This is a genomic window from Paenibacillus sp. EPM92 (assembly GCF_016586185.1).
Taxonomy (GTDB): Bacteria; Bacillota; Bacilli; order Paenibacillales; family NBRC-103111; genus Paenibacillus_G; species Paenibacillus_G validus.
In genome coordinates, this window is the sequence record NZ_BCPS01000023.1 from 100024 (window position 1) to 122417 (window position 22394).

The window sequence follows — 22394 nt, forward strand, 5'->3', positions numbered from 1 at the left end:
CCTGGTTAGGCGTCCTTCAGGACAGCAGACGAGGCGTCCTTCTGCTTGGATAAGAACAGATTCAACAAAATAGCGGTCAAGGAACCGGATACGATGCCGTTTTGCATGAGCATTTTCGCAAAAGCCGGCAGTTGGTCGAACATTTGCGGCAGCGTCGCCGAGCCCAGGCCGACAGCGATGCTGCATGCGGCAATCAGCAGGTTGCCATCCTTGCGCAGATCAACTTCTGACAAAATCGAGATGCCCGAGGCCGCAACCGATCCGAACATGACGATCATCGCGCCGCCAAGCACGGCGCTGGGGATGACTGTCGTTAAAGCCGCCAGCTTAGGCAGCAGGCCCAAAATAACCATGATGCCTCCCGCAGCAAAAATAACATCCCGGGATTTAACGCGGGTCAGCGAGATCAGCCCGACATTTTGGGAGAAAGCCGTGTATGGAAATGCGTTGAAAATTCCGCCGAGCATAATAGCAAGACCTTCGGAACGCAGGCCGTTCACAATCTGCTTCTTCTCGACCTTCTGTTCAGTCGCTTTCCCTACTGCAAAATAAACGCCGGTGGACTCCACCATACTGACAATATTGACGATAATCATCGTGAAAATAGCCGTGATGCTGATTTGGGGAACGCCGAAGTAGAACGGCTGCGCAATGCTAACCCACGACGCTTCCGCAACGGATGAGAAGTGAACGATACCCATGGCATACCCGGCAGCCGTTCCGGCCACCAAGCCTACGAGCACGGAAATGGAACGCAAAAATCCGGTAGCCAGACGGTTAACGATTAAAATAACGAGAAGCGTGCCTAGCGCAAGCAGCAAATGATGCAGCTGGCCGAAATCGGCGCTTCCCTGGCCGCCTGCCGCATTGTTCATCGCCACCGGAATTAAGGAAAGCCCGATAATCGTTACCACGGAGCCGGTCACAATCGTAGGGAAAAACCTTAGCATTTTGCCATATAGCGGTGCGGCCAAAACAACGAACAAGCCAGACAGAATAATGGCTCCGTACGCGGTAGCCAGATTCGAAGCGGAGGCAATCGCAATGATCGGGCCAACCGCAGTGAAGGTGCATCCCAAAATAACAGGCAGTCTGCTGCCAAAATACTTCGTTCCCATGACTTGTAATATCGTCGCGATCCCGCATGTAAATAAATCGGCTGCGATCAGATAAGCCATCTGGGTGCCGTTCAGCTTAAGCGCTCCACCCACAATCAGCGGCACGATGACAGCGCCCGCATACATCGCCAGCACGTGCTGAAAGCCCAGGGTAACCACTTTCTGTTTGCTTAACATCCTGCATTCTCCTTCATCTGATGGATTGACGTATCGTCTTCGTCTTCTACAAAGCGAACCTCACCTGGCGACATCGAGGCGATCCGGGCCAGGGCGTGAACGCGCACACCCTTTTGCTCCAGCAGGGCGCGACCTTCTTGAAAGCTTTTCTCAATCACACAGCCGACACCCAGCAGCTCCGCTCCCGCTTCTCTCACGATATCGACGAGCCCCACAAGAGCTGCGCCCGTAGCGAGAAAATCGTCCACAATCAGCACTTTATCGTTCGGGCCCAAGTATTTCTGAGAGACGCTGACCTGGTACGTCTCCTGCCGGGTGAATGAATGCACGGATGCCGCATACACATTCTCGGAGAGCGTGACGGCTTTCTTTTTCTTGGCATAAATAAAAGGAACGCCAAGCGCGATCCCCGCCGCCATCGCAAATTGAATACCGCTGGCTTCAATGGTCAGCACTTTGGTAATCGGCTCATTGGCAAATATCCGCCCGAATTCCCGCCCGATCTCCAGCGCCAGCTGCGTATCGACCTGATGATTCAAAAATGAATCGACTTTCAGCACCGTATCAGACAATATGAGTCCCTCTTGACGTATGCGCTCTTCAAGTAATTTCATGCTACATGTCCCGCTCCTTCTCCAAAATAACAAAAAGGACAGACTCCCTGAGCTATTTCTCTCAAGTGAAGCCTATCCTTCCGGGCTTTTATCCCTTATGGTGTAACACGTAAAGTGTCTGCATCACTCGGACCAGTCCTTCTTCCGCAAAGCAAAAGAAACGGAACCCTAGATGCGCTCTCACTCATAGTCGGACGATTACAATGGTCATCCGGTAGAAACTTATGGGCCATATCCCCAAAATTATACGAGTCGTTTGAAGTTATACCATGTTATAGTACACACTCTTCCCTGCGTTTTCAAGAGGGAATTTGACACAACACGACAATTTTCGCAATTCTCCTGGTTCAGCAAGCTCGCTTCTACAAAGAACTGTGCTATATGCTGAGATTGAAGAAACAAGCAGCTGATTATACAATGAAGGGAGACATTCGGTTAAAGGGTGGGCCGCGCATGAATCAAGAGGAACGAATAAAAGCGATCGTGGATTATTTGAAACTGAATGCGAAGATCAGCATGGAAAAGCTTTGCTCCATGTATGGGGTTTCTTACGATACGGCTAGACGCGATTTGGTGAAAATGGAGCAGGATGGCTTAATCGTTCGTATCCGCGGAGGAGCTATGCTGCCTTCTCTAACTAAACATATTAGCAGCTACAAGGAGCGGTTGGGCGACACGGAAAACAAACGCTCCATCGCTTTTGCGGCAGCTTCGCTTATCCAGGACGGCGATTATCTGCTTATGGATACAGGCACCACAACGCAATATACGGCTGAATTTTTGACGACCCAAAATAACGTAATTGTGACCAATTCCATCGATATCGCAGCCATCCTGTGTGAGAAGCCTCAAACCACCACCCATCTGTTGGGCGGGCAATTGAATACTTGGCACCGCTACGCTTTCGGCCCTCGCGCCATCGAAATGCTAGCCGACATCAGAGTGGATAAACTTTTCCTCGGCACGTGCGGCATTTCGACCGAAGGCTTGTTCGCCCCTACGGTGGAGGAAGCCTACATGAAAAGAGAGATGATCAAAAGAGCAAACCAAATCATTGTGCTGGCCGATTCAGCCAAATTTGATAAGCATCTTTTCCACCGCGTATGCTCGTTCGACCCTATCGATATCCTGATCACGGACGCCGAACCGAAGCCGCCTTTCGATAAAATATTAACCGATTTCAACATTAAGCTTATGATCTCGCCCAGTTAGATCGGCAATGCGGCCTCACGCTCACAAACTGTGCGCGGTCTACGGAATTCTTGCAGGCGGCGGAGCTGAGAAAGCAAGCAGCGCCCCGATGGCCCAGAAGATGACCATCATCCATAGAATGGGGTTGTAATTCCCGATATGGTCGTAGGCCCACCCCAGCTGAATGGGGCCTAGTGCAGAACCGAAAACCATTGCGGTCGTTGTCACGCTGTTAATCTTCGCCAAATGCTTGCGGCCAAAGTAATTCGCCCATATGACGCTAAGAGGCGCATTCACCAACCCTTGACCGGCTCCCCATATCATGGCAAAGAGGTATATCATCGTTTCCGACTGCGCGGTAATCAGCAGAGCCGGGGTCAGCATGTTTAATCCAAAGGTTAAGCCGAGCATCGTGTGAACCCGGACGCGTTCCACAATAAAGCCCGCAAACAACGAGCATATGAAGCTGATCAAAGGAACGAAGCTTAAGATAAAGGCGGTTGTCATCCGATCGATCTTGTGTTCGTTCAAGATCGAGAAAATTTGGATGGTAATTCCGCCGTAGACCATAGCCGGTATCGCGGTGCAAACCAGTATAAACCAGAAGGCTCTCGTTCTCATGGCCTCCGATAACGTCCAAGAATCTTCGCCGGCAGAGCTGTGCGAAGATTCTTGATCCGAATCCGACGATGCATGATCCGGCAGCAACCCGACATCCTCCGGTTTATTTCGCACCCAATAAAAGGCTGCGGGAGCGAAACAGCATAATATGGCGGCTCCCAGCACCCTCCATGCCGTCTGCCAGCTATAGGCTTCAATCAACCAGTTATTCACTGGCGGAAAGACAGCCGCGCCCAGCAATCCTCCCAGACCGGCAAAACTTAAAGCCCGGCCTCTGCGCTTTACAAACCATTGGGAAACCAACGTATTTGGAATTAAAAACATCGATCCCTGTCCAAATAATCGTATCATCAAAAATCCGATAAAGAGAGTAACCGTACCTGCCGCAAAGCTGTTCCACAAACAAGCCAGTCCCAGCAAAACAGCAGTCCATGTCATCATCACTCTATGGCCGTAGCGATCGGTCAATTTGCCCACACCAAACAAAAGAATCCCGGCGATCATCGTAGCTAGCGAGTAAATGCTCGAAACCGTTGTTCGGTCCATATGGAATTGTGCCATATAAGACTCGATAAAGACAGCATTGGAATAGGCTTGGCCTGGTCCGGAGAAGAAGATGGCCCATCCGCTGATCAGCACGATGTACCACCCATAATAAATCGTTGTTTGTATAGGAACCAAGGGCATGCAGGTTCGTTTCGATACCATGTCGTCGTTAGTAAGCGGCACAAAACTCCTCCTGCCTGTGACAAGCGTCAAACCGGATATACCGGATTTATTTAATACCGGACGTTGCAATTCCCTCGACGATATATCGCTGGAAAAATAAGAAGATGAAGAATACCGGTATAATGGACAGCACCGACATGGCAAACAACGAACCGAGCGCAGCCTCTCCGCCCGCATCAGTGAACATCCGAAGCGCAAGCGTCACCGTATATTTCTTCACGCTGCTAAGATAAAGAAGCTGGCTGAAAAAGTCGTTCCAAGTCCAAATAAATGTAAAAATCGTCGTGGTCACGATGGCCGGAGTGGTTAACGGCAAAATAATCCGCGTATAAATACTAATCGGTCCGCATCCGTCTACGGTTGCCGCTTTATCCAGCTCTCGCGGCAGGGAGCGAATAAATTGCACGGTAAGATACACGAAAAATCCTTCAACGGCAAAAAATTTCGGTACGACGATAGGAAGTATCGTATTGACCCATTCCAATTTATTGAAAATAATATATTGCGGAACAACCAGCACATGCATGGGAATCATCATCGTCATCAACATCAGGGCAAACATCGCTTTCTTCCCTTTGAACTCCAGCCGTGCAAAGGCATACGCCGCAAGCGAGCAGGATATGATATTGCCAACGACGGCCAGCCCGACCATAAGCAGAGAATTCATATAAAAGGTCGTGAACGTAGTGCCCGATGTACCTTTCCACCCTTTGATATAATTCGAAAGTGTCAGGTTTCTCGGCCAAAGGCTGTTATCTGTCAGAATGGTTTCCGTCGGTTTAAATGAACTGATGATCATCCATAGGATCGGGTACAGCATGATGATGAACCCTGCGATGATGAGTGCGTGAAGCAGCAGCTTTTGAACCTGAACCCTCATTGCCATTATATCTGTCACTCCTAATCGCCGTAATGAACCCATTTTTTCGAGGTAATAAAGATCAACCCTGTAAAGAAAGCAATGATGACGAGAAGCGCCCAGGCCATCGCGGAGGCGTAGCCCATCTGAAAGTTACCGAAGCCGTTCTGGTATAAATACAGCGTATAGAACAGTGTCGAATTCACAGGCCCACCCGTACCGTTACTGATAATATACGCCGGCGTGAAGGCTTGAAACGAACTGATGATCTGCATGATGGCATTAAACAATACGATAGGGGACAAGATCGGCAGTGTGACATGATAGAATTGACTCCACTTGCCTGCACCATCCAGGGAAGAAGCTTCATAATAGTCTGGCGGAATTTGCTTGAGCCCAGCCAGAAAGATAACCATCGGGGAACCAAACTGCCACACCTTGAGAAAAATAATCGACCAGATGGCATAATCGGGCGTGCCTACCCAGCTTGGCATATCGATTCCGATCAAACTCAACACTTGGTTGACGATACCATGCTCCCCGAACACCTGCTGCCACAGAATGGCAATCGCTACACTTCCCCCGATCAACGAAGGCACATAATAAACCGCCCGGTAAAAACCGAGTGCCCGTATTCCCTTATTCAGCACCAGCGCCAAGAAAAGAGCGAAGGCCAGCTCTAGCGGCACGGCAACGAGCACATAAGTTACCGTAACCTTCAATGCTTGCAAATACTGCGGATCCTTGCCAAACATGGTCACATAGTTTTTCAATCCGATCCAATTCGGCGAGGACACGAAATTGTAGTTCGTAAATGAGAGATATAAGGAACTGAGAATCGGGATGGCGTTGAACACCAGCAGTCCGATCAACCAAGGTGCAAGAAAGAGGTATGGTAGGATCCATAACCATCGTTTGCTTTTCGAAATTATCGGCATGGCATGAAATCTCCTCTGTATGCGGCTGGAGCTCAGGGCGTTAGCTCCCCGAGCTCCAGCCCTATTAATGACTTATCAATGGACTTATCGGCCCAGAACCTGATTCGCCTGTGCGAAGAATTCGTCAACCGCTTGCGGAATGGTCTTCTTGCCGAACGCTATCGCTTCATTGTTAGATAGCAGCAGCTTCTGAACCGATGTGCTTCCGCCCGGCATGGTTGGATATGGCTTCGTGGTCGGCATCATTTCATTAACGAACGCGTATTCCTTCTCCTCCGGCTTGCCAAGCAGCGGCTTGATCACTTCCTGCATTTTCTTGGAGGCCTGCGGACCATGCTCTCCCTTAAAGATATTAGCCGCATCCGGATCGTTAACGACAAAGTTGATCAGTTTAGCCGCTTCCTTCGGATGCTTCGTTTTTGCGGAAATGCCCAGCGAAGCCACGATCAGTGGAATTTTCTTTTGTCCGTTCGGATCCATCGGATAACTGACGATGCCGAGCTCGTCTTTGGCGCTGCCTTGATAAATTTTCAGCTGATTGGAGCTTTTGGTGATCATCGCTACTTTGCCGCGCGCAAGCATCGACTGTTCCTGCGTTTTATCCCCTTGTTCCGATTGAATCGCCGGAGGCGGGGTTAAGCCGTCTTTTCGCATTTGATCCCAGAACGTAAACCAGTCCGTCAAATCCTGTTTATCTATACCAAGCCCGTTCTCGGTAAACACTGACTTGCCTCTTTGCTGAACGAAGAGCTCCAGAACCCTGTACACGCCGCCCTCATCCTCACTCGCCCAAGCATCCTTGCCCAGCGATTTTTGAAGCGCTTTCGCCGTAGCGACATAATCATCCCAGGTCCAGTTGTTTTTAGGCATGTCCAGACCGGCTTTTTTGAACATCTCCGTGTTATAGATGATCCCATTAATATTGTGCCCGAGGCTGATCGCATACAGCTTGCCATTTACTTTACCGCCGTCTACATCGACAGGGTCAAAATCGGAAACGTTGATATCCCCGGATGCGACTAGCGGATCCAATTCGAGCATCATATTGCGCTTTACAAAGTCGAATTGGAAGAAGCTGCTTGTCTGCAGCACATCCGGCGCATTACCTCCGGCCGCCTGTGTCGTGAATTTCTCCGCGTATTGGTTCTCCGTCGTGAATTCACGGGAAACTTTGATATTTGGATTTTTTTGTTCAAACAAGTCGAAAAGTTTATTCATTTTATCATGGCGCGCTTGACCTCCCCACCAGGCTACGCGCAGCTCCACTTTCTCGCCGCTATCGGATTTGTCCGTGCTCTTGTTGCTCGCTGCAGGATCGTCCTTCGCGTCTTGCGCTCCGCAGGCGGTTAACCCCAAAACCAACATAGCAGAAATGATGGGCATTACGACTTTTTTAGACTTCATTGACTTCCCCTCCATTTATATAATTGATGAGATGCCAGCCCCGCATTCAAACAATCGCCGGACCCTATCGGATTCACAAGCTTAGCTGTATGCGCTTTCAACATCTGGATAACGCCGCGTCACGATGCCTTCTACTTTGGCGCTGTAAACTGCCGCTCCATTTCATGCAGCTTTTCAACTCTCCGCCGGAACTCCTCTGCGGTGCTGAATTCAGCCTTCAAGAAACTTTCGAGCAGTTCCACGACGATGACAGGACCGATAATTTGTGCGCCTACGCACATCACATTGACATCATCGTGTTCCACACACTGATGCGCAGAATAAATATCGTGGCATACGGAAGCACGGATGCCCGGGATTTTGTTAGCCGCGATGCATGCCCCTACACCTGTACCGCATACCATAATGGCCCGTTCCGCCTCTCCCGAGAGGACTGCTGCACATACGGTGCGGGTAATATCCGGGAAATCGACGGGATTGCTGTCATACGATCCGAAATCCGTAACCTCATGACCCATTCTTTTTAAAGCTGTTACAACCGTTTCCTTTAATGGGAAACCAGCATGATCTCCTCCAACTGCAATTCTCATGTTCTCTTCCTCCAGTTATCTGCATCTGTCTTCATTCTCTAGTAAATTTTTTTACTGAACCAACGGTTTTATGTACAAAATGCGGTTAATCGTTTAAATGTAAGTGTGCAGAAAACCAACGAGAGTCCTTCGCGCCCGGCTTGCTTTGTGCCAGTCTTCAATATCATAAGCTCGATAGGACGTCTCTCAATTGGTCCGATGCGTCGGGGAATTGTTGATCGACCTTGCATCCGCAGGAACGCCGGATGATCAACGTCGTATCCATATACATGATTTCCCGCTTCACTTGCCTGTCTTTAATTCTTGCCAGCATCAAGCTTGCCGCCTGTACGCCAAGCTGATAAGCGGGCTGCCTTACCGTTGTAATCGGCGGGTCTACGATATCCGCCCAGTCGGGATCGTCATATCCGAGAACCGCGATTTGATCGGGAATGCTGATACCGGATTCCTTCAAATATTTGTATGCCCCGAGTGTCATGGAGTTGTTGCAAATAAATACGGCATCCGGCTTCGTTTCCTGTTCCATCAGTTCTTTCATCTTGTCGTAGCCGCTCTGGATGGTGAACATTCCTTCCTTCACCAGCTCATCGGATAGTGTGACGCTGTAATCCTCAAGCGCTCTCTTATAGCCAATTAAGCGATCTTTGCCCGTGCTAATGGAAGAAGGGCCTGTAATAACGGCGATTCTACCGTAACCATGCCGAATCAGATGCTCCGTGGCGGAATAAGCTCCCTGTATATTGTTCGTCATGATAACATCGGAATTCATAAATTCCGGACATCGGTTCAGAAATACAATCGGCACGCCCGACTTGTCCAGCGAACGGAAGTAATCGCCTGTGTTCCCGGCGGATGAAACGATCAGACCGTCCACCCTTTTGCCAATCAGCACTTCAAGATACTTACGCTCCTTCTCAACGGAAGAATCCGTGTTGCACAGCAGGATGTTATAGTTGCTCTTGGCAAGCTCTTCTTCGATCCCCCGCACGACAAGAGTCAGGAACGGGTTGGCGATATCTGAGATCAACAGCCCGATGATTCGGGATTCCTGCACGCGCAGACTCTTGGCTACAATGTTAGGCTGATAATTCAGTTCCTGTATCGCCGCCTGAATTTTGTCCATGACTTCTTCGCTTACATATTTTGTTCCGTTCAGCGCATTGGATACAGTAGCCGTGGAAACTCCAGCTAACTTTGCTACCTCTTTGAGCGTCGCCCTCTTCAATTCAGAGGTTTCACCTCCTTTTTAATCGTTTAACCGGATTATAAACCCGACTGGTTACATATGTCAATAGTGTTGTCCCAGCTAAGCACCATTCATTCACTTTTTATTTTTTTGTCGGCCGTGTTTTAACGGGCGCCTCGGTTATTGAAAGAAAACTACTCGTTTTTCCTGACTGCTTTTTTTAACCAGCTCAATCACCTTGATGGTATGCATGGCGTCGGTTGCGCTTACGGGCACCGGTTTGTTATCAACAATCGCGTCAACGATCCCTTCATAATAGGCTTCGTAGGCACCTGTCGCTGTTTCCACCTTTCCTTTCAACACTAGATCGCCTACGCCTACCGTTAATTCACCGTAGTATTCGGCTTGATCCTTGCCCCAGAGAGCATCTCCCGGCGCTTTTCCTTGCCTTAATAAACCTTCTTGCGAATCCAGACCATATTTAATAAAGCTGCCCTTACTGCCATGGATTTGAAATTTGGGGCCGCCGTTCTTCACGATCGAACTGGAATGCAAGATCACTCTCAATCTTTCATACCCTAGAACAATGTGAAAATAGTCGTCTACGACCGAATTTTCCCTTTGCGCGAATACATCCCCATAAATGGTTTCAGGCAGCCCAAAGAGGTGGAGCGCTTGATCGATCAAGTGCGAACCGAGATCATAGAGCATACCCGAGCCTTCGATATTTTGCTCTCTCCATCGATGGGTGACTTCAGGACGAAACCGGTCGTAATGTGCTTCGTAGGAATAAATTTCGCCCATAACCCCCGACTCCACACATTCCTTGACGGTAAGGAAATCATTGTCCCATCTTCTGTTTTGGAATACGCTTACTATTTTATTTTGCTCGGCCGCAATGCGAATTAGATCCTCTGCTTCCTGCGAATGGTTCACAAATGGTTTTTCTACCACTACATGTTTGCCCGATAATAAGGCTTGTTTGGCATAGGGATAATGCGTTGTGTTGGGCGTTGTGATGACAACAAGGTCAATGTCGGGGTCTGAAAATAGTTGTTCCACTTCTGCGACAACCTCAACATGAGGATAAATTTCATGTACCTTCTGGGCATTCGACGAAACAATTTTGGAAATTTCCAAACCTTTAATCGTTTTTATAATAGGCGCATGAAACGTTTGTCCGGATAGCCCGAACCCAATAATACCCACTTTTATTTTTTTCACGAAGCCCACCCTCTCCTCATAATTAAAATATGCAATAATCATACGTTAAATACTTAAATATCGCAAGATAATTTCAAGTTAATGAATTAATAATTTGAATCATTTAAGTATTAAACTTATAATCAAACTATATCATTATTTTTTTGGAAGAGGTCTCAGCATGAATCAGGATGAAAGAACCCGCTCCATTCTTCAATATCTACAGGAACATCATAAAATTCAACTTGAAGATATTTGCGGGCTGTAAAATATAAAGAGTTACCGGGAACGGTTACATGATGCCGACAACAAACGCGCGATTGGCCGCATTGCGGCCACCCTTATTCAAGATGGGGACTATGTCCTCATGGATACGGCTACAACCATACAATATACCGCCGAATACATGTCTACGAAAAACAACGTGGTGGTAACCAACTCCATAGATATTGCTGGAATTTTATGCGACAAGCCTGACATAACCACGCATTTGCTAGGCGGCGAATTAAATGCCTGGCATCGGAATGTCTTCGGACCCCGCACGTTAGACATGTTATCTGATATTAAAGTAAATAAACTGATTGTCGGTGCGTGCGGCATTTCTTCCGACGGATTATCGGCGCCTTCTGTTGACGAGGCCTATGTAAAGTTGGAAATGATAAAAAGAGCTGATCAAGTTATCGGATTAGCGGATGCATCCAAATTCGGTAAAAGCCTTTTTCATCGAATTTGCGACCTTGGGCAAATTCATGTTCTGATCACGGATCAGGAACCTGATCGTAAGATGAAAGATATTTTAATAACCCATCAAGTTGAAATTATGGTTATCCCTCCGGGAAGCTGACCGCACAAAGGGTCGGGGATTCCTGGTCCCCGACCCTTATCCAGTCCTTTGCTCCCGGTATGGCCACCTTGTCATGCTTGAACCTTAAAGCACATCTTGATCGCGTTGATCGCGGTTATCTGTCCCTTCTTTTACATGGTTATTTAATATGTTATCTTCCAGTACAGCAAATTTATCACCGTATTCTTTAATAATATGGTTTTCTCCCCAAGCGCATAGAGAGTCCAATATCGTTTTCAAACTCCAGCCGTACTCACTAAGCTCGTACTCCACTTTGGGCGGAATCTGATTGTAGATAATCCGATTTACAATCCCGTCCTGTTCCAACTCTCTCAATTGTTGAGTCAGCATTTTTTGCGTGATGCCCGGCATCAAACGCTTGAGATCGCTTGTTCGTTTTTTGCCGCGTGTTAAATGACAAAGGATTACACACTTCCATTTTCCCCCGATGACCTCCAGGGTCGCTTCCACTGATATGTTATATTTCTTCTTGACCACAAGGTATCCCCCCGGACCTATTTATAGGAACTTTTTAGTACCTATAGTACTGTTGAGTACCTATAATACTAAAAAGTACGTACTATTCATTTATGTGTACTTAACTCATAATAGCATTTACCGGCCGGTCGTTACCATACTATTAGGAGTGGAACAAATGACATTAGATAAAAAACGGAGTATATTGGCGCTCCTTGCGTTAGCGGCGAGTGCCTTTGCGATTGGAACAACCGAGTTTATCAGTGTGGGACTGCTCCCTCTCATCGCTGAAGACTTTCAAATATCCGCCTCGACTTCGGGATTAACCGTTACCTTATATGCTTTAGGGGTAACTTTGGGAGCCCCCATTCTAACGTCTCTGACGTCTAGTGTCTCGCGGAAATCATTACTGCTATGGATCATGATTGTATTTATTGCAGGCAACAGCCTGGCGGCCGCTGCGGATGGCATCGTCGTGCTGCTGATCGCGCGCGTGATCTCCGCGTTATCCCATGGTATATTTATGTCGATTGGTTCCACGATCGCAGCCGATCTCGTCCCTGAGAACCGCCGGGCCAGCGCAATATCGATCATGTTCTCCGGTCTTACCGTAGCCACTGTTACAGGGGTGCCCCTGGGAACCTTCATCGGACAACAATTCGGTTGGCGAGCTGCCTTTATCGCCATCGTTGCCGTCGGCATCCTGGCTCTCATCGCCAATCTGTTGTTGATCCCTTCCGATTTGCGCGCAGGAACCAAAGCGCTGCTTCGCGATCAGCTTAAACTGGTTACGAACGGACGATTGCTGCTCGCATTTGCCATTACTGCCTTGGGGTACGGCGGCACGTTTGTCGTCTTTACTTATTTATCCCCGCTGCTTCACGACATAACCGGATTTAAGGAAAAGACGGTAGTCGCCATTCTTCTCGGATACGGAATCGCCATCGCCATCGGCAACATGATCGGAGGGAAAGCCGCTAACCGCAAACCTGTCGCTGCCTTGTTCTATATGTTTGCTTTTCAATCCCTGGTGCTCTTCCTGTTAACGTTCACCGCTCCCTTTAAAGCCGCCGGTCTGGTCACGATTTTCTTCATGGGGCTGTTAGCTTTTATGAACGTTCCCGGATTGCAGGTGTATGTGGTTATGTTAGCCGAACGTTTTGCACCGAATGCGAAAGATGTAGCTTCTGCTGTCAATATTGCCGCGTTTAACGCAGGCATTGCGATCGGGGCGTATTTGGGCGGTATAGTTACGGATACGATCGGCCTTATTCATACAGCGTGGGTGGGAGCCGTGATGGTTCTGGGCGCTGTTATTTTGACGGGCTGGAGTCGTGCCTTGGAGAAAAAGGATGAAGCCGCAACCGGGCACTGCCCCGCTTAGGCGCTGCACTCGTGTTCACCGAAGCATGAGGTTCCCTGCGCTTGCTCAGGAGCTGCTGGAACCTTGAATCGCGAATATAACTGTAATCTAAAATTTAGGAGGCTATTTGATTATGAAAAACCTGCAAGATACAACAACTCTGCACAACGGTATCCGCATGCCTTGGCTCGGGATCGGGGTATTTAAAGTCGAAGAGGGGGCTGAACTGGTACATGCTGTGAAATCAGCCATTCAACATGGTTATCGCAGCATCGATACAGCGGCTATTTATAAGAATGAACGAAGTGTCGGACAGGGAATTCATGAAGGCCTTCAGGAAGCTAATTTGTCCAGAGAAGACCTCTTCGTGACTTCTAAAGTTTGGAATGCCGATCTTGGATACGAATCAACACTTGCCGCCTACGAAGCAAGTCTAAATAAACTTGGATTGGCGTACCTCGATTTATACCTCATCCATTGGCCGGTGCAAGGTAAATATAAAGAGGCATGGAGAGCTTTGGAGACCCTATATAAAGAAGGGCGAGTCAAGGCAATCGGGGTAAGTAATTTCCAAATCCATCATCTTGAAGACTTAATGAAGGAAGCTGAAATTAAACCCATGGTGAACCAGGTGGAATTCCATCCGCTGTTAACTCAAAAGGAACTGCTGGAATTCTGCAAGAAGCAGAACATTCAGTTGGAAGCGTGGTCTCCGTTAAGGCAAGGTCAACTGTTAGATCATCCTGTGTTAAAAGAAATTGCGGAAAAACACGGCAAATCGGTTGCCCAAGTCATTCTGCGCTGGGATTTACAGCATGGCGTTGTCACGATTCCAAAGTCAACGAAAGAACATCGGATTATCGAGAACGCGGCCGTATTTGATTTTGAGCTAACCCTTGAAGATATAGCCCGGATTGATGGATTGAACCAGGACGATCGAGTGGGTCCGGATCCGGACAACTTTGATTTCTAAGTGAACAGGGTCCCACATGAAGAAGCCAACTCCCTTAACAGGAATTGGCTTCTTTAACGTGGCATGGTTCTATCATACAGTGGCGATACCCCGCATTTAGTGGTCAAAATCGCTCTTGGCAAAATAACCTGCCGCGTCAAACGCCATCTCTTCAGGCTCGCCAACAATTTCGATATGCGGAAGCTTGGCGACCTCCGGCAGCAGCACTTCCGATACGTAGGCATATTTCAAGTGGAGCGTATTAGGAATCCGGACAATGCGGGCCTGCTTTGGTTCAACGCCCCAAGTTGAGCGTAGAGCTACACGCAACGCCTCCCTGTCATTGTCCATGACGATGGGAATCATGGCACGATGCAGGAACGAGCTTGTTATCACATTTTCATTCATAGCCTGTAAATCGATTTTATGGAACAGCCGCCGTGTGGTCAGATCGGCAAGTCCGATGCCAAGCGCATTTCCGTGCGATGCCTCGCCGAGGTCGCTGGCGATAATATACTTGATCCGCGGACTGCTCGGTTCCTGCTCGCCCAATATCCGTATGCGGCCAATAATGTTCGTGTCCATACCCGTCCCGCTGTAACTTTTGCCTATCTCGTCAACTACCAATACGTCAATATCCTCAACCGGCAGACTGGGCATGAAACTCTTGGATATTCGCAACAGTTCCCTCTCACGAGCCGGAATGTTCTCCGTAGGAACCGCTTCGATGATCGCTGTTTGATCGAATGCATTCTCGACAATACCAACCCCGAACAGAACATTCAGCTGATCCAGCACGACCTGACCAACCTCAGGCATAATGTCCCGAATACCGTGAATCCCGTAGCTGTGCAGCAGCAGTGCCTGCTTGTGCTTACCGACGCCTATAGCGGCCATCTTGAGCAAACCGCTCTCGATCCATTGCGCCGATTTGAAATCGGTATGCATTTTGATCCTTCCGAGCAAAATAAGTCCGTCGCTTGCCAAAATATGATTATCGGCATGTACCGGCATCCCGCTTGGCGTCGTCCCAATTTGGGTCACATCCATGCAGGATAAAATAGGAGCCTCGCAGAACTCCTCCGTCACGCCGAGACTATGAAGAATTTCAACCTGGCCCTCGGCCGTAGCCCCGCCGTGGCTCCCCATGGTGGGAATAATGCGCGGTTCTGCACCCAAATCTCGCAGCGCTCTTGCAATGGAGCGGATCATCAAGGCAATATTGGCAATCCCGCGGCTGCCCGCGGTAATCGCGATTTTCATACCAGGCTTGACTTTATCGGCCAATCCTATCCGTTCCATCTGACGAAATACTTCCGCTTCAATGTCTTCTATTACCGGACCGGTAAAGGTTTGTTTAATCTTCACGAGCTTCGGCAATTCCATAGCGTATTCCTCCAAACCTATCTTTTTGGCGCCAGCTCCACAGCTTGTCGGACCGCTTCCTTTAAGCTTAATTCGTCAGCTATGCCTTTGCCTGCAATATCAAAGGCCGTACCATGGTCTACGCTGGTGCGGATAATCGGCAGACCGACCGTAATATTCACGCCGGCTTCAAGCCCGAGCACCTTAATCGGCCCATGTCCTTGATCGTGATACATCGCCACGACGATATCGAAATCCCCGCGCACGGCCCGGAAAAATAACGTATCCGCGGGCAGCGGTCCCTGCACGTTGATGTTCTCCGCTTTGGCCCGTTCCACCGCAGGCACAATCTTCTCTTCTTCTTCACCATATCCGAACAAACCGTTCTCTCCGGCATGCGGATTAATTCCGCAAACGCAAATCCGGGGATCGGAATAGCCCGCTTTTCTCAGCGTGTCAGCAGCCATTCGAATAACCGAATATACCCGCTCCGGTGTAATCGATTTAACCGCGTCAATGATCCCGATGTGCGTCGTTACGTGAATGACCTTGAGCTTTGGGGAGCTCAGCATCATCGCATAGTCTTGGGTTCCGGTCAAATCGGCCAATATTTCCGTATGTCCGGGATACCGATGCCCGCCTTTATGTAAAGCCTCTTTGTTTAAAGGAGCCGTGCAAATCGCATCGATTAGCCCAAGACGCGCCAGTTCGATCGACTTCTCCAGAAAGCGGAACGCCGCATCCCCCGCTAACGGAGAAACTTGTCCATAAGGCAAATCGCCGGGAAGCAAGTCCATGTCCAGGCAGTAGACGACACCGGCTTCTCCGCTCGCTTCCTCTACCGAGCAGATCGAACGGACGCGAAGGCCGGTCTGCAAAAAACGTTCCGCCCGGGTTAAAAATTTAGCGTCCCCAATCACGATGGGGCGGCACTGTTCATGGATGTGCGGATCCTGCAGCGCCTTCATAATAATTTCGGGGCCTACGCCTGCCGCATCCCCCATCGTAATCCCAATCGTCGGTCTATCCATCATATATTCCTCCCGCTGCTAAGTCCTTGTGCGCCGGTCTGATCGGCAACCCCGCCGCCGCTCATCGGAGAATGCCCCAGGCTCCTGATGGCACGGGCCGCAATAAGCATCGAATGACGATGGCCAAAGGCGCCGGCTTTCGTCACTATAGGCATCGTCCATGCGCCCTCTGTCAAACAGAGCGGAAGCCCCTCTTCCACTTCATCGATGATCCGTAAGCTGCGGACACCCAGGTGCTTGCATGTGCGATAGGCGATGTCTCCACCGGTTAATACAGCTCCCGCTAGCGATCCTTGCGACATAATGGCCGCTGCCAGCTTGCCCATGCCGTCGGCAATCCGATCTCCCCCATCCATGCCGCCGATGCCAGACTCCTGCAAGAACGCTTGAACCTGATTGCGCTTGGCGGCGGATACATCCGTGGAGATCACTACGCTTTTACCGGAAGCGATGCACTGCTTCGCCTTGCTGCTTATCGTTTCGATTTCCAGCAGTCTGTCATTTCCTTTATCCCCGTTCGCTTCGTCCAGAAATATCAGGGGGTCGATCAACAATGACTCAAATCCATCCTGCTTCAGAGATTCAACCTGCCCGAGCGTCACGGCGCTGACGCTGCCGGCCATCACTAACACAGGAGGCCCCCCGCTGCCCTCCGTCGGCTGTACCGTCTGCAGCATCTGCCGAGGGTATTGCCCGGCCAGCGCCTCGGCAAGCCCCGCCGCTCCAACCCAGAGCACCCGCTGACCGGACAGTTCGGCGACAATCTGCTTGATATCGTCTTCCGTTGCGCTGTCAAAGACAAAAACGTTTTCTCCCGCACGCTGCAGCGCCTCGAGCTGGGACAACCACGCCCCGCTGCGAATCGTACTGATTCCGATCTCGCCGATCGAACAGTTCCACTGGCGTCTGATGATTTCGGAGACCTTCGAATGCGTAACCGGGAATTTGGGATCACGCGAGATCTCGCTATCTTCCAGCAGCTGCTGATGCACCAGTTGATAGCCGCCGACGGTTTTTCTTCCCTTCTGCGGATAAGCGGGAACCACGATCGCCGCCTTGAACAAGCCCGTTTCCATACATGCTTGAATTTCTTTACCGACATTGCCGCGCAAAGTGGAGTCGATTTTTTTAAATACAATCTGATAGCTGCTCAAATCGATCGATTCGAGCAGCCGTCCCCATTTCCGGTAAGCCTCCTCCGGCGATAATGAGCGACTTTCCACATTAATTACACATGCCGTGCCTTCTGATGCAGGATCAGGTAGTTGGCAATCATCGATGCATACCACCGTAGGGATTCCGTGTTTAGCAAACTGAACGCCGGAATCGTTCGCCCCGGTCAGGTCGTCTGAAACAATTATGATGTTGTCCACTAGCCTCACCTCTGATTGACATTATGCCCACCGCTCCTTCAAATAAGAACGGATTATTCAAACAGCATTGTGCATAAGAGCACGATGTCGCCCGGCTTGATTTTTGCCGTGCGATGACACAAGCGACCTGCTTGGCTTGCAGCTGCCGCATCAGATTAAACAGCCGTTTGACCTCACCGCTGGATAAAGGGGCCTTTTTGCAACATCGATCATCAGCCAACATTGTTGCAAAATGTATTTTTCAAAGCTTATGGCTTTACTTTATTTCGATTGTATCAGCCGTAGTTACAATTATCAACATATATTTTCCTGTTTATTGTTTTATTTTTAAACAATTTCGCTATGCGAAAAGGCCAGCCGAATGCCGGCTGGCCTGATCCCGCGAAAATCCCCTCCAAACTACACTGGATTCGTCTCCACCAGCGCTGTTTTCTTAAAGGGGATGCTCTCCTGCTTATGAACTGTTGTTTTTTGCAGCGGTAACCTTCCGCTACTCCTGGTTCAGTTTCCTCCATAGCGTTGTCCGGTTTATGCCTAACCGTTTGGCCGTCGTCGACTGATTGAAACCTTCCTGCTCCAGAACGATCCGAATAATATCCCGTTCGATCTCCTCCAGCGTCCGGTCTTTGCCGACCAACTGCCGCAATGCCCCCTCCGGAGCCGGGCGTTCGAAGATCGAGGCAAGAATCGGCTCGGCTTGCTGCATGGTCACAAACGAGCCGTCGCTGGATTCGATCAATACCTTAAGCACACGCTTTAATTCCAGCATATTTCCCGGCCAATGATAAGACTTCAGCAGCTTCATCACATCCGGCTTAATGCCCAAAACCTGCTTGCCCAACGATCGGTTCATTTCGGCCAAGTACCAGAACACCAGGTGATCCAGATCTTCGATGAAAGAACGAAGCGGAGGCATATGAATCATGTGCGGCTGCAGCAGAGTGAACAGCTGCCGGTCAAATTCATTCGCCCTGACCTTCTCCTCCAGATCGTCCGATGTGGAAACGATCAATCGGAACGGGGGAGTGAAACTATAAGCCCCCTCTCCCCGTCGGTTTGAAGCTTGCAGCATGGCAGCCAGCCTGCGCTGCGATGGCAGCGGAACATACTCGATATTATGAATATACAGTGTCCCCGCTTCCGCTCTGAGTACAAGCGCATTCTCGTCGCTCTCGCCGCTATCCGAACCAAAGAGCAAGCGGCCTAGCTGATCGGAAGGAGTTAGATCGGCATACAGGACGACAAAGGGCCCTTTATGATAACCGCTGCGATTGTGCATCGCTTCGGCCAGCGACCGTTTCCCTGTGCCCGACTCTCCCACGATGACAATCGGATCGGCAAGCTCGCTCCACTGCTCCGCCCTATCCATGTAGGAAGCTTTAATAAAGTCCGTTTTCACAAAATGCTGGAATTGGCTCGCGGGCGGGGAGAAGCGGTCCTCCTCGGCACGCCGGAATTGCTGCTGCAGCAGCCGAATGTCTTCCTTCCGGTAAATGGTGTAGTTCATCCCCCCGTCCGCCATGGGCTTGCCGTAAATTAGCAAGCCCTGATTGTAATGGGCCTTGCCGACAACCACTTGAACAAATTCTTCCCCCCTGTCAGCCTCCAGCGAGATTTGGGCCTGCGTTAGGAAGTCCCCCCATTTCATTCGCACAGCTTGCTCGGCGCTCACCCCGAAGATTTCGGCGGCCGTTTGGTTGTAAAACTGGATAGACCCATCCGCATGCACCCCGATCACGCCTTGTCCCATCGTATTTAGCAGTTGTTTGATAAAGGCCATTTCCTGATGTTTTTCAAGACGCGATAACACCGTTTCCTTGGCCCGTTCAAGTACTTCGAGGATAGCCTCACGGCCGGATGTGATCAGAATCGCCTTCAGTCCGTAGTTCTCCGAGGTAGCCACCGTAATCACGTCGCCAATCACAAGACTCACACCCTGCTCCTTGGCCTGCTGAACGGCACTGGCCGCCTGATCCTCGTGATGAATCACGAATTTCATCACCTGCATGTCCAACAGCTCCGCAATCGTGTCAACGCCATTCACAATGTTCGGAAAGCCGATAATGCCGACCTTACCGGGATATTCCTTAAGAAAAGTCAACGAGCGCAAAATATCATAACCGTTGACGGCAATTTCAATGACAGGGATGCGTACATGCTGACGAATCAGCTTAGCCGTTCCCCCGCGGCTTATAATAACGTCATATTTTTGCTGCTCCGCCGCCTTGGCGATCGTTAACCCCTGCTGCAGGTCGCCAACCTCGGCATGTATTTCATACGGAAGCTCTTCCGCCATATCTTCCAATAAATCCTTCAACCCTCTATAAGGTGCGATAATCAAAAATTTAAACATCAACGGCCCCCCATGCTCTCAAAAAGCAATGCCGCTTCGCCTATAACGAAGCAATTTCACACTCAATATGATGCAATATTCATCAGTTACATTATACACAAATCTTTATTTCTTGTCTTTCGTTAATTTAATGTATCATTTCGAAACACAATTTATGGCATACAATTATATAAGGCTTTCGTAACGGAAAGCCTTTCAAACTTGCCTTTATCAGCTCAAGTTTCCGTCATCACGCCGCCGTTCACGTGAAGCACCTGTCCCGTTACATAGGAGGAATCGTCCGATGCCAAATAAATGTAGGTCGGCGCAAGCTCGAACGGCTGTCCGGCGCGCTTCATGGGCGTTTCCAAACCGAACGTTTTTACATATTCGGCCGAATAGCTGGATACGATGAGCGGGGTCCAAATCGGGCCGGGTGCCACGGCATTGACCCGGATGCCCTTGCTGACCAATTGAAGCGACAGCGAACGGGTGAACGATACGACCGCGCCTTTGGTTGAAGAATAATCGATAAGTAAAGGGGCGCCTGCATAAGCGGTAACGGATGCCGTCGATATAATGGTGCTTCCCGGCTTCAAATAAGGAAGCGCGGCCTTCGTTAAGTAGAAATGGGGAAAAATGTTGGTACGGTACGTATCCTCAAGCTGCTCGTCGGAAATATCCAATATGCTTTCCTGGGGGAACTGGACCGCTTGGTTCAAAATAAGCACATCCAGCTTCCCGAAGCATTCCAATGTTCTTCCTACCGCTTCCGCGGAAAAAGCGGGCCGGCGCAAATCGCCTTCGATCAGCAGGCAGCGGCGCCCGTAACTCTCCACCATGCGCTTGGTCGCTTCGGCGTCTACGCGTTCATACAAGTAAACGATCGCCATATCCGCCCCTTCTTTGGCGAAGCCGATCGCGACGGCGCGGCCGATGCCGCTGTCGCCTCCGGTAATCATGGCGATTTTCCCAGCCAACTTGCCGCTTCCCTTGTAGTCGGGATTGTCGGATATGGGTGCCGGGTTCATCAAGTACTCCAAGCCTGGCTGTACGTCCTGATGCTGCGGCGGAAAAGTGATCGGCACCTGGCGGCAGCGTGATTCATAGCCGTAATAGGGATACATCGGAATCATGGCGAATCCTCCATTGCTTTTATAGTCAAAAGCAGAATATTCGCCCAGTCTCCGGTTGGTGCCCATCATGGTGTATTTTATTTTTGTGCTAATGAAGAACGCTTTTATGCCGATTCTATTCTGATGCGTTAACATAGGTTAATGATGATCGGCACGAAGCAATCGGCTAAGCGAGACGGGGAACACGCAAACTTTAAATATAATAAGTAAAATCGCCCGGCAGCACCCTTTTTAAGAACTGTTGTGTTCTTTCTTCTTTCGGATTTGTGAAAATTTCCTTAGGGGTCCCTTCTTCTACTATGACTCCGCCATCCATAAAGATAACCTTGTTGGCTACATCCTTCGCAAAAGACATTTCATGAGTAACAACTAACATGGTCGTTCCTTCCTTGGCGATATCCTTCATGACTGTTAGCACCTCTCCGACTAATTCCGGATCCAGTGAAGAAGTGGGTTCATCAAATAGAATGATGTCGGGATTTAAAGCGACTGCTCTTGCAATTCCAACTCTTTGCTGCTGTCCGCCCGACAATTGACTCGGATAGGCATTATATTTTTTTGACAGGCCCACTTTATCCAATGCTGCTTTACCCATCTCATTTGCTTCTTTTTTGGGGACCTTTCTTCCAACAATAAGCCCTTCCGTTACATTTTCTAATGCTGTTTTGTTATTGAACAGATTATAATTTTGAAATACAAAAGCGATCTTTTGCCTGATTCCATGAATTTGTTTTTTTGATGCTGCCTTAAGATTAACTTCAGTATCTCCGAAGGTGGCCTGCCCTTGATCTGCTTTTTCAAGAAAGTTGATGCATCTAAGCAAGGTTGTCTTACCGGAGCCGCTTGGCCCGAGTATTACTACAACATCACCCTTCTCTATTTTCAAGTCTA

20 protein-coding genes and 1 riboswitch are annotated in these 22394 nt (G+C 49.4%); of the genes, 4 read left to right on the forward strand and 16 right to left on the reverse strand.

What is annotated here, in order from left to right; all coding sequences use genetic code 11:
- Positions 1-5: 5 nt before the first annotated feature.
- On the reverse strand, positions 6-1295 hold the full coding sequence (locus JMF85_RS04135; protein WP_054799227.1) for a nucleobase:cation symporter-2 family protein: 1290 nt from the start codon (positions 1293-1295) through the stop codon (positions 6-8).
- Positions 1289-1909, reverse strand: coding sequence for a xanthine phosphoribosyltransferase (locus tag JMF85_RS04140; RefSeq protein ID WP_054796137.1), 621 nt, complete (start codon positions 1907-1909; stop codon positions 1289-1291). The genes JMF85_RS04135 and JMF85_RS04140 overlap by 7 nt, the downstream gene beginning before the upstream one ends.
- Positions 1910-2076: 167 nt before the next feature.
- A riboswitch (purine riboswitch) is annotated at positions 2077-2180 on the reverse strand.
- A 182-nt stretch (positions 2181-2362) separates the two neighbouring features.
- Between JMF85_RS04140 and JMF85_RS04145 the strand changes: the two genes are divergently transcribed.
- Positions 2363-3121 (forward strand): DeoR/GlpR family DNA-binding transcription regulator, encoded by a 759-nt coding sequence (locus JMF85_RS04145; protein ID WP_054796143.1) that lies wholly within the window; start codon positions 2363-2365, stop codon positions 3119-3121.
- Positions 3122-3160: 39 nt separating this feature from the next.
- Here JMF85_RS04145 and JMF85_RS04150 read toward each other — a convergent pair whose 3' ends face one another.
- From JMF85_RS04150 to JMF85_RS04180, 7 genes are all read right to left on the reverse strand, one after another.
- Positions 3161-4450 carry an MFS transporter gene (locus tag JMF85_RS04150; protein ID WP_201317802.1) on the reverse strand — a complete coding sequence of 430 codons (1290 nt, stop codon included), beginning with the start codon at positions 4448-4450 and terminating at the stop codon, positions 3161-3163.
- 46 nt (positions 4451-4496) lie between these two features.
- Positions 4497-5336 (reverse strand): carbohydrate ABC transporter permease, encoded by an 840-nt coding sequence (locus JMF85_RS04155; RefSeq protein WP_141334906.1) that lies wholly within the window; start codon positions 5334-5336, stop codon positions 4497-4499.
- A 14-nt stretch (positions 5337-5350) separates the two neighbouring features.
- A complete protein-coding gene (locus tag JMF85_RS04160; protein ID WP_201317803.1) occupies positions 5351-6247 on the reverse strand; it encodes a carbohydrate ABC transporter permease in 897 nt (298 codons plus the stop codon).
- An 84-nt stretch (positions 6248-6331) separates the two neighbouring features.
- Entirely contained in the window at positions 6332-7651 is a 1320-nt protein-coding gene (locus JMF85_RS04165) for an ABC transporter substrate-binding protein (protein ID WP_164751726.1), read from the reverse strand.
- A 131-nt stretch (positions 7652-7782) separates the two neighbouring features.
- Complete coding sequence (gene rpiB, locus JMF85_RS04170; RefSeq protein ID WP_054796132.1) at positions 7783-8241, reverse strand: ribose 5-phosphate isomerase B; 459 nt, start codon at positions 8239-8241, stop codon at positions 7783-7785.
- Positions 8242-8404: 163 nt separating this feature from the next.
- Positions 8405-9466 carry a LacI family DNA-binding transcriptional regulator gene (locus JMF85_RS04175; RefSeq protein WP_155614897.1) on the reverse strand — a complete coding sequence of 354 codons (1062 nt, stop codon included), beginning with the start codon at positions 9464-9466 and terminating at the stop codon, positions 8405-8407.
- A 141-nt stretch (positions 9467-9607) separates the two neighbouring features.
- Complete coding sequence (locus JMF85_RS04180) at positions 9608-10651, reverse strand: oxidoreductase (RefSeq protein WP_201317804.1); 1044 nt, start codon at positions 10649-10651, stop codon at positions 9608-9610.
- Between the two features lie 250 nt (positions 10652-10901).
- Between JMF85_RS04180 and JMF85_RS04185 the strand changes: the two genes are divergently transcribed.
- A complete protein-coding gene (locus JMF85_RS04185) occupies positions 10902-11474 on the forward strand; it encodes a DeoR/GlpR family DNA-binding transcription regulator (protein ID WP_201317814.1) in 573 nt (190 codons plus the stop codon).
- An 84-nt stretch (positions 11475-11558) separates the two neighbouring features.
- Here JMF85_RS04185 and JMF85_RS04190 read toward each other — a convergent pair whose 3' ends face one another.
- Positions 11559-11972 (reverse strand): winged helix-turn-helix transcriptional regulator, encoded by a 414-nt coding sequence (locus JMF85_RS04190; protein WP_201317805.1) that lies wholly within the window; start codon positions 11970-11972, stop codon positions 11559-11561.
- A gap of 157 nt (positions 11973-12129) precedes the next feature.
- Here JMF85_RS04190 and JMF85_RS04195 point away from each other — a divergent pair, with 157 nt between their 5' ends.
- Positions 12130-13335 carry an MFS transporter gene (locus JMF85_RS04195; RefSeq protein WP_201317806.1) on the forward strand — a complete coding sequence of 402 codons (1206 nt, stop codon included), beginning with the start codon at positions 12130-12132 and terminating at the stop codon, positions 13333-13335.
- A 112-nt stretch (positions 13336-13447) separates the two neighbouring features.
- Positions 13448-14287, forward strand: a complete 840-nt coding sequence (locus tag JMF85_RS04200; protein ID WP_397375661.1) for an aldo/keto reductase — start codon at positions 13448-13450, stop codon at positions 14285-14287.
- A gap of 96 nt (positions 14288-14383) precedes the next feature.
- Here JMF85_RS04200 and JMF85_RS04205 read toward each other — a convergent pair whose 3' ends face one another.
- The 6 genes from JMF85_RS04205 to JMF85_RS04230 form a co-directional block, all read right to left on the reverse strand.
- Positions 14384-15652, reverse strand: a complete 1269-nt coding sequence (locus tag JMF85_RS04205; protein WP_141334922.1) for a nickel pincer cofactor-dependent isomerase, group 22 — start codon at positions 15650-15652, stop codon at positions 14384-14386.
- Positions 15653-15669: 17 nt separating this feature from the next.
- Positions 15670-16665 (reverse strand): 4-hydroxythreonine-4-phosphate dehydrogenase PdxA, encoded by a 996-nt coding sequence (gene pdxA, locus JMF85_RS04210; protein WP_201317807.1) that lies wholly within the window; start codon positions 16663-16665, stop codon positions 15670-15672.
- Positions 16662-18035 (reverse strand): four-carbon acid sugar kinase family protein, encoded by a 1374-nt coding sequence (locus tag JMF85_RS04215; protein WP_155614891.1) that lies wholly within the window; start codon positions 18033-18035, stop codon positions 16662-16664. Before JMF85_RS04215 ends, pdxA begins: the two co-directional genes overlap by 4 nt.
- Before the next feature lie 490 nt (positions 18036-18525).
- The gene (locus JMF85_RS04220) at positions 18526-20388 is read right to left on the reverse strand and encodes a PrpR N-terminal domain-containing protein (protein ID WP_127605263.1); all 1863 of its coding nucleotides are present in this window, start codon (positions 20386-20388) and stop codon (positions 18526-18528) included.
- A 215-nt stretch (positions 20389-20603) separates the two neighbouring features.
- The gene (locus tag JMF85_RS04225; protein ID WP_201317808.1) at positions 20604-21503 is read right to left on the reverse strand and encodes an SDR family oxidoreductase; all 900 of its coding nucleotides are present in this window, start codon (positions 21501-21503) and stop codon (positions 20604-20606) included.
- Between the two features lie 193 nt (positions 21504-21696).
- A partial coding sequence (locus JMF85_RS04230; RefSeq protein ID WP_201317809.1) for an amino acid ABC transporter ATP-binding protein occupies positions 21697-22394 on the reverse strand: 698 nt, incomplete at its 5' end.